7 protein-coding genes are annotated in these 8,061 nt (G+C 51.5%); all 7 read left to right on the top strand.

Features of this window, described 5'->3' with window-relative positions:
* Positions 1-255 precede the first annotated feature (255 nt).
* The 7 genes from secE to rpoB all read left to right on the top strand — a co-directional run bounded on the left by secE (position 256) and on the right by rpoB (position 8,046).
* Positions 256-639, top strand: a complete 384-nt coding sequence (gene secE / locus INF77_RS22510; protein ID WP_003862342.1) for a preprotein translocase subunit SecE — start codon at positions 256-258, stop codon at positions 637-639.
* 1 nt (position 640) lies between these two features.
* Positions 641-1,186, top strand: a complete 546-nt coding sequence (nusG, locus tag INF77_RS22505; RefSeq protein ID WP_003862341.1) for a transcription termination/antitermination protein NusG — start codon at positions 641-643, stop codon at positions 1,184-1,186.
* A gap of 156 nt (positions 1,187-1,342) precedes the next feature.
* Complete coding sequence (gene rplK, locus INF77_RS22500; RefSeq protein ID WP_008503452.1) at positions 1,343-1,771, top strand: 50S ribosomal protein L11; 429 nt, start codon at positions 1,343-1,345, stop codon at positions 1,769-1,771.
* Positions 1,772-1,774: 3 nt separating this feature from the next.
* On the top strand, positions 1,775-2,479 hold the full coding sequence (rplA, locus tag INF77_RS22495) for a 50S ribosomal protein L1 (protein ID WP_006810530.1): 705 nt from the start codon (positions 1,775-1,777) through the stop codon (positions 2,477-2,479).
* 289 nt (positions 2,480-2,768) lie between these two features.
* Positions 2,769-3,266 (top strand): 50S ribosomal protein L10, encoded by a 498-nt coding sequence (rplJ, locus tag INF77_RS22490; RefSeq protein ID WP_003862338.1) that lies wholly within the window; start codon positions 2,769-2,771, stop codon positions 3,264-3,266.
* A gap of 66 nt (positions 3,267-3,332) precedes the next feature.
* Positions 3,333-3,698: a 50S ribosomal protein L7/L12 gene (rplL, locus tag INF77_RS22485; protein WP_002445276.1), complete on the top strand. Its 366-nt coding sequence runs from the start codon at positions 3,333-3,335 to the stop codon at positions 3,696-3,698.
* Positions 3,699-4,017: 319 nt separating this feature from the next.
* Positions 4,018-8,046: a DNA-directed RNA polymerase subunit beta gene (gene rpoB / locus INF77_RS22480; RefSeq protein WP_015569976.1), complete on the top strand. Its 4,029-nt coding sequence runs from the start codon at positions 4,018-4,020 to the stop codon at positions 8,044-8,046.
* Positions 8,047-8,061: the final 15 nt, after the last annotated feature.

Genomic DNA, 8,061 nt, shown 5'->3' with positions numbered 1-8,061 from the left:
GGGCGTTGTTGCTAAAGTTCTCGGCTAATCGCTGATAACATTTGACGCAATGCGCAATAAAAGGGCATCATTTGATGCCCTTTTTGCACGCTTTCACATCAGAACCTGGCTCATCAGTGATTAATTTTGTCATAATCATTGCTGAGACAGGCTCTGCGGAGAGCGTATAATACGAAAAGCGAATAGCATTTCGATTGGTTTGCCTCGCACTCGCGGGGTGAAAATGTTTGTAGAATACTTCTGACAGGTTGGTTTATGAGTGCGAATACCGAAGCTCAAGGGAGCGGGCGCGGCCTGGAAGCGATGAAATGGGTAGTTGTAGCCGTGCTGCTGATTGTGGCGATTGTCGGCAACTATCTTTATCGTGACATGATGCTGCCGCTACGCGCGCTTGCAGTGGTAATTCTGATTGCTGCGGCGGGTGGTGTCGCGCTGTTGACGACAAAAGGCAAAGCGACCGTTGCGTTTGCCCGCGAAGCGCGTACCGAAGTCCGCAAGGTCATTTGGCCGACTCGCCAGGAAACATTGCACACCACGCTGATCGTAGCGGCGGTAACCGCTGTAATGTCACTGATCCTGTGGGGACTGGATGGTATTCTGGTTCGCCTGGTATCCTTTATCACTGGCCTGAGGTTCTGAGATGTCTGAAGCCCCTAAAAAGCGCTGGTACGTCGTTCAGGCGTTTTCCGGTTTTGAAGGCCGCGTAGCAACGTCGCTGCGTGAGCATATCAAATTACACAACATGGAAGAGTTGTTTGGCGAAGTTATGGTTCCGACCGAAGAAGTGGTTGAGATCCGTGGTGGCCAGCGTCGCAAAAGCGAGCGCAAATTCTTCCCGGGTTACGTGCTGGTTCAGATGGTTATGAACGACGCGAGCTGGCACCTGGTGCGCAGCGTGCCGCGTGTGATGGGCTTTATCGGCGGCACGTCTGACCGTCCGGCGCCAATCAGCGACAAAGAAGTTGATGCGATTATGAACCGCCTGCAGCAGGTGGGTGATAAGCCGCGTCCGAAAACGCTGTTTGAACCGGGTGAAATGGTTCGTGTTAATGACGGTCCGTTTGCTGACTTTAATGGCGTGGTTGAAGAAGTGGACTATGAGAAGTCCCGCCTGAAAGTTTCTGTTTCTATCTTCGGTCGTGCGACCCCGGTAGAGCTGGACTTTGCCCAGGTAGAAAAAGCCTAAGCAGCGATCAAAAAAGCGACGATTTAATCGTTGCACAAGGCGCGGGATTGGAATACAATTTCGCGCCTTTTGTTTTTATGGGTCCCGGCCCGTAAAACGAATTTTATTCACGGGGAGCCTCCCTGAGGCGCTATTACCCAATCAGAGGATTTTAGAATGGCTAAGAAAGTACAAGCCTACGTCAAGCTGCAGGTTGCAGCTGGTATGGCGAACCCAAGTCCACCAGTTGGTCCAGCTCTGGGTCAGCAGGGTGTGAACATCATGGAATTCTGTAAAGCGTTCAACGCAAAAACTGAATCCCTGGAAAAAGGTCTGCCAATCCCAGTCGTAATCACTGTTTACGCTGACCGTTCTTTCACTTTCGTTACCAAAACCCCTCCAGCAGCAGTTCTGCTGAAGAAAGCGGCTGGTATCAAGTCTGGTTCCGGTAAACCGAACAAAGACAAAGTGGGTAAAATTTCCCGCGCTCAGCTGCAGGAAATCGCGCAGACCAAAGCTGCCGACATGACTGGTGCCGACATTGAAGCGATGACTCGCTCCATCGAAGGTACTGCACGTTCCATGGGCCTGGTAGTGGAGGACTAAGAAATGGCTAAACTGACCAAGCGCATGTCCGTGATCCGTGACAAAGTTGATGCGACCAAACAGTACGACATCAACGAAGCTATTGCTCTGCTGAAAGAACTGGCGACTGCTAAGTTCGTTGAAAGCGTTGACGTTGCCGTTAACCTGGGCATCGATGCTCGTAAATCCGATCAGAACGTTCGTGGCGCAACTGTACTGCCACACGGTACTGGCCGTTCCGTTCGCGTAGCTGTATTTGCTCAGGGTGCAAACGCTGAAGCTGCTAAAGCTGCCGGCGCTGAACTGGTAGGTATGGAAGATCTGGCTGATCAGATCAAGAAAGGCGAAATGAACTTTGACGTTGTTATTGCTTCTCCAGATGCAATGCGCGTTGTTGGCCAGCTGGGCCAGGTTCTGGGTCCACGCGGCCTGATGCCAAACCCGAAAGTGGGTACTGTAACCCCTAACGTTGCTGAAGCGGTTAAGAACGCTAAAGCAGGTCAGGTTCGTTACCGTAACGACAAAAACGGCATCATCCACACCACCATCGGTAAAGTGGACTTTGACGCTGACAAACTGAAAGAAAACCTGGAAGCTCTGCTGGTTGCGCTGAAAAAAGCTAAACCAACTCAGGCGAAAGGCGTGTACATCAAGAAAGTTAGCATCTCCACCACCATGGGTGCAGGTGTTGCAGTTGACCAGGCTGGCCTGAGCGCTGCTGCAAACTAATGCCTTTACGTGGGCGGTGATTTTGTCTACAATCTTACCCCCACGTTTGCTAACGAAAGTTAGCGGCTAAAAGATTTGTTCGTTGGAGCCTGGCCTATCCAGGCCTCCGTCGAAGACCGCAGGTGTTTCGCAAGAAACTTAATCCCCTGCGTAGACGGTGACAGAACGCTAAGATTATTTTTAATACTCTGGCTTGTTTCTGCTCACCGTATTAAGACGCTCTTCCCGTTGGGTTGAGTGAAGTGAGTTCCGGAACATGAGTTCCGGCAAACATCCAGGAGCAAAGCTAATGGCTTTAAATCTTCAAGACAAACAAGCGATTGTTGCTGAAGTCAGCGAAGTAGCCAAAGGCGCGCTGTCTGCAGTAGTTGCGGATTCCCGTGGCGTTACTGTAGACAAAATGACTGAACTGCGTAAAGCAGGTCGTGAAGCTGGCGTATACATGCGTGTTGTTCGTAACACCCTGCTGCGTCGCGTAGTTGAAGGTACTCAGTTCGAGTGCCTGAAAGACACGTTTGTTGGTCCGACCCTGATTGCATACTCTATGGAACACCCGGGCGCTGCTGCTCGTCTGTTCAAAGAGTTCGCGAAAGCGAATGCAAAATTTGAGGTCAAAGCTGCAGCCTTTGAAGGTGAGTTGATCCCGGCATCGCAAATCGATCGCCTGGCAACCCTGCCGACCTACGAAGAAGCAATTGCACGCCTGATGGCAACCATGAAAGAAGCTGCGGCTGGCAAACTGGTTCGCACTCTGGCTGCTGTACGCGATGCGAAAGAAGCTGCTTAATCGCAGTTATCTTTATAAAGCATTTGCTTACGTATAAACTTATTCTGATTTTCAGGAACAATTTAAATGTCTATCACTAAAGATCAAATCATTGAAGCAGTTGCAGCTATGTCCGTAATGGACGTTGTAGAGCTGGTATCTGCAATGGAAGAAAAATTCGGTGTTTCTGCTGCTGCTGCTGTAGCTGTAGCTGCTGGCCCGGCTGAAGCTGCTGAAGAAAAAACTGAATTCGACGTAATTCTGAAAGCTGCTGGCGCGAACAAAGTTGCTGTTATCAAAGCAGTACGTGGCGCAACTGGCCTGGGTCTGAAAGAAGCTAAAGACCTGGTAGAATCTGCTCCAGCTGCGCTGAAAGAAGGCGTGAGCAAAGACGACGCAGAAGCACTGAAAAAATCTCTGGAAGAAGCTGGCGCTGAAGTTGAAGTTAAATAAGCCAACTTTTCTGGTTGCAGCCTAAGCAATTAGGCTGATGGCTGGTGACTTTTTAGTCACCAGCCTTTTTGCGCTGTAAGGCATCAGTAGCATTTCACACTGTTTGACTGCTGATTGTCCTGACAATGCTTGTTTCTATCGACGACTTAATATACTGCGACAGGGTGCTCGCTCTGTGTAAATCGCAATGAAATGGTTTAAGCGTGATAGCAACAGGTATTGCGGAAAGTATTCAATTTTCCGGTCCACAAAATGGTGTTGCACAAACTGTCCCTTCGTCGGGCAGATGGGTCGACTTGTCAGCGAGCTGAGGAACCCTATGGTTTACTCCTATACCGAGAAAAAACGTATTCGTAAGGATTTTGGTAAACGTCCACAAGTTCTGGACATTCCATATCTCCTTTCTATCCAGCTTGACTCGTTCCAGAAGTTTATCGAGCAAGATCCTGAAGGGCAGTACGGTCTGGAAGCAGCCTTCCGTTCCGTGTTCCCGATTCAGAGCTACAGCGGTAACTCCGAGCTGCAGTACGTCAGCTACCGCCTTGGCGAACCGGTGTTTGACGTTCAGGAATGTCAGATCCGTGGCGTGACCTATTCCGCACCGCTGCGCGTAAAACTGCGTCTGGTGATCTACGAGCGCGAAGCGCCGGAAGGCACCGTAAAAGACATTAAAGAACAAGAAGTCTACATGGGTGAGATTCCACTCATGACAGACAACGGTACTTTCGTTATCAACGGTACTGAGCGTGTTATCGTTTCCCAGCTGCATCGTAGCCCGGGCGTCTTCTTCGACAGCGATAAAGGTAAAACACACTCTTCCGGTAAAGTACTGTATAACGCACGCATCATTCCTTACCGTGGTTCATGGCTGGACTTCGAGTTCGATCCAAAAGACAACCTGTTTGTCCGTATCGACCGTCGTCGTAAACTGCCTGCAACCATCATTCTGCGTGCACTGAACTATACCACTGAGCAGATCCTGGACCTGTTCTTTGAGAAAGTGATCTTTGAAATCCGCGACAACAAGCTGCAGATGGAGCTGGTGCCGGAACGTCTGCGTGGTGAGACCGCGTCGTTCGACATCGAAGCCGACGGCAAAGTGTATGTGGAAAAAGGTCGCCGTATCACCGCGCGCCACATCCGCCAGCTGGAAAAAGATGATATCAAACACATCGAAGTTCCGGTTGAATACATTGCAGGAAAAGTAGCCGCGAAAGATTACGTTGATGAATCAACTGGCGAGCTGATCTGCCCGGCGAACATGGAGCTGAGCCTGGATCTGCTGGCTAAGCTGAGCCAGTCTGGCCACAAACGTATCGAAACGCTGTTCACCAACGATCTGGACCACGGTCCGTACATCTCTGAGACTGTACGCGTCGACCCAACCAACGATCGTCTGAGCGCGCTGGTAGAAATCTACCGCATGATGCGTCCTGGTGAGCCACCAACTCGCGAAGCGGCTGAAAGCCTGTTCGAGAACCTGTTCTTCTCCGAAGACCGCTACGATCTGTCCGCGGTAGGTCGTATGAAGTTCAACCGTTCTCTGCTGCGCGACGAAATCGAAGGTTCCGGTATCCTGAGCAAAGACGACATCATTGAAGTGATGAAGAAGCTCATCGATATCCGTAACGGTAAAGGCGAAGTGGACGATATCGACCACCTCGGCAACCGTCGTATCCGTTCCGTTGGCGAAATGGCGGAAAACCAGTTCCGCGTTGGCCTGGTACGTGTAGAGCGTGCGGTGAAAGAGCGTCTGTCTCTGGGCGATCTGGATACCCTGATGCCTCAGGATATGATCAACGCCAAGCCGATTTCTGCAGCAGTGAAAGAGTTCTTCGGTTCCAGCCAGCTGTCCCAGTTCATGGACCAGAACAACCCGCTGTCTGAGATCACGCACAAACGTCGTATCTCTGCACTCGGCCCAGGCGGTCTGACCCGTGAACGTGCAGGCTTTGAAGTTCGAGACGTACACCCAACTCACTACGGTCGTGTATGTCCAATCGAAACGCCTGAAGGTCCAAACATCGGTCTGATCAACTCCCTGTCCGTGTACGCACAGACAAACGAATACGGTTTCCTTGAGACCCCGTATCGTAAAGTGACCGACGGTGTGGTTACCGACGAAATTCATTACCTGTCTGCTATCGAAGAAGGCAACTACGTTATCGCTCAGGCGAACTCCAACCTGGATGACGAAGGCCACTTTGTAGAAGATCTGGTTACCTGCCGTAGCAAAGGCGAATCCAGCTTGTTCAGCCGCGACCAGGTTGACTACATGGACGTATCCACCCAGCAGGTGGTATCCGTCGGTGCGTCCCTGATCCCGTTCCTGGAACACGATGACGCCAACCGTGCATTGATGGGTGCGAACATGCAACGTCAGGCCGTTCCAACTCTGCGTGCTGATAAGCCGCTGGTTGGTACCGGTATGGAACGTGCTGTTGCCGTTGACTCCGGTGTTACTGCAGTTGCTAAGCGTGGCGGTACCGTTCAGTACGTTGACGCATCCCGTATCGTTATCAAAGTTAACGAAGACGAGATGTATCCGGGCGAAGCGGGTATCGACATCTACAACCTGACCAAATACACCCGTTCTAACCAGAACACCTGTATCAACCAGATGCCTTGCGTATCTCTGGGTGAGCCAGTTGAGCGCGGCGACGTGCTGGCAGACGGTCCGTCCACCGACCTTGGTGAACTGGCGCTCGGTCAGAACATGCGCGTAGCGTTCATGCCGTGGAACGGTTACAACTTCGAAGACTCCATCCTCGTCTCCGAGCGTGTGGTTCAGGAAGATCGTTTCACCACCATCCACATTCAGGAACTGGCCTGTGTGTCCCGTGACACCAAGCTGGGGCCAGAAGAGATCACTGCCGACATCCCTAACGTGGGTGAAGCTGCGCTCTCCAAGCTGGATGAATCCGGTATTGTTTACATCGGTGCGGAAGTGACCGGCGGCGACATTCTGGTAGGTAAGGTGACGCCGAAAGGTGAAACCCAGCTGACCCCAGAAGAGAAACTGCTGCGTGCTATCTTCGGTGAGAAAGCGTCTGACGTTAAAGACTCTTCTCTGCGCGTACCAAACGGTGTTTCCGGTACGGTTATCGACGTTCAGGTCTTCACTCGTGATGGCGTTGAGAAAGATAAGCGTGCGCTGGAAATCGAAGAGATGCAGCTCAAACAGGCTAAGAAAGACCTGTCTGAAGAACTGCAGATCCTCGAAGCAGGTCTGTTCAGCCGTATCTATGCGGTGCTGGTTGCCGGTGGCGTTGAAGCTGAGAAGCTCGACAAACTGCCACGCGATCGCTGGCTGGAACTCGGTCTGACCGACGAAGAGAAACAAAATCAGCTGGAACAGCTGGCTGAGCAGTATGACGAACTGAAACACGAGTTCGAGAAAAAACTCGAAGCGAAACGCCGCAAAATCACTCAGGGCGACGATCTGGCACCAGGCGTGCTGAAGATTGTTAAGGTGTATCTGGCCGTTAAACGTCAGATCCAGCCTGGTGATAAGATGGCAGGTCGTCACGGTAACAAGGGTGTTATCTCTAAGATCAACCCGATCGAAGATATGCCGCACGATGCTAACGGTACGCCGGTAGATATCGTACTGAACCCACTGGGCGTACCGTCTCGTATGAACATTGGTCAGATCCTGGAAACTCACTTGGGTATGGCTGCGAAAGGTATCGGCGACAAGATCAACGCCATGCTGAAACAGCAGCAGGAAGTCGCGAAACTGCGCGAATTCATCCAGCGTGCCTACGATCTGGGTACCGACGTGCGTCAGAAAGTCGACCTGAACACCTTCAGCGATGAAGAAGTGCTGCGTCTGGCAGAGAACCTGCGCAAAGGTATGCCAATTGCAACGCCGGTATTCGACGGTGCAAAAGAAGCTGAAATTAAAGAGCTGCTGCAACTGGGTGGTCTGCCAACGTCTGGTCAGATTACGCTGTTTGACGGCCGTACCGGTGAACAGTTTGAGCGTCCAGTAACCGTAGGTTACATGTACATGCTGAAACTGAACCACCTGGTCGACGACAAGATGCACGCTCGTTCTACCGGTTCTTACAGCCTGGTTACTCAGCAGCCGCTGGGTGGTAAGGCACAGTTCGGTGGTCAGCGCTTCGGGGAGATGGAAGTGTGGGCGCTGGAAGCATACGGCGCGGCATACACCCTGCAGGAAATGCTCACCGTTAAGTCTGATGACGTGAACGGTCGTACCAAGATGTATAAAAACATCGTGGACGGCAACCATCAGATGGAACCAGGCATGCCAGAATCCTTCAACGTACTGTTGAAAGAGATTCGTTCGCTGGGTATCAACATCGAACTGGAAGACGAGTAATTCTCGCTCAAACAG

This window comes from Enterobacter cloacae complex sp. P1B (assembly GCF_014982345.1).
GTDB lineage: Bacteria > Pseudomonadota > Gammaproteobacteria > Enterobacterales > Enterobacteriaceae > Enterobacter > Enterobacter bugandensis.
This window is presented reverse-complemented; position numbering and strand designations above follow the sequence as displayed.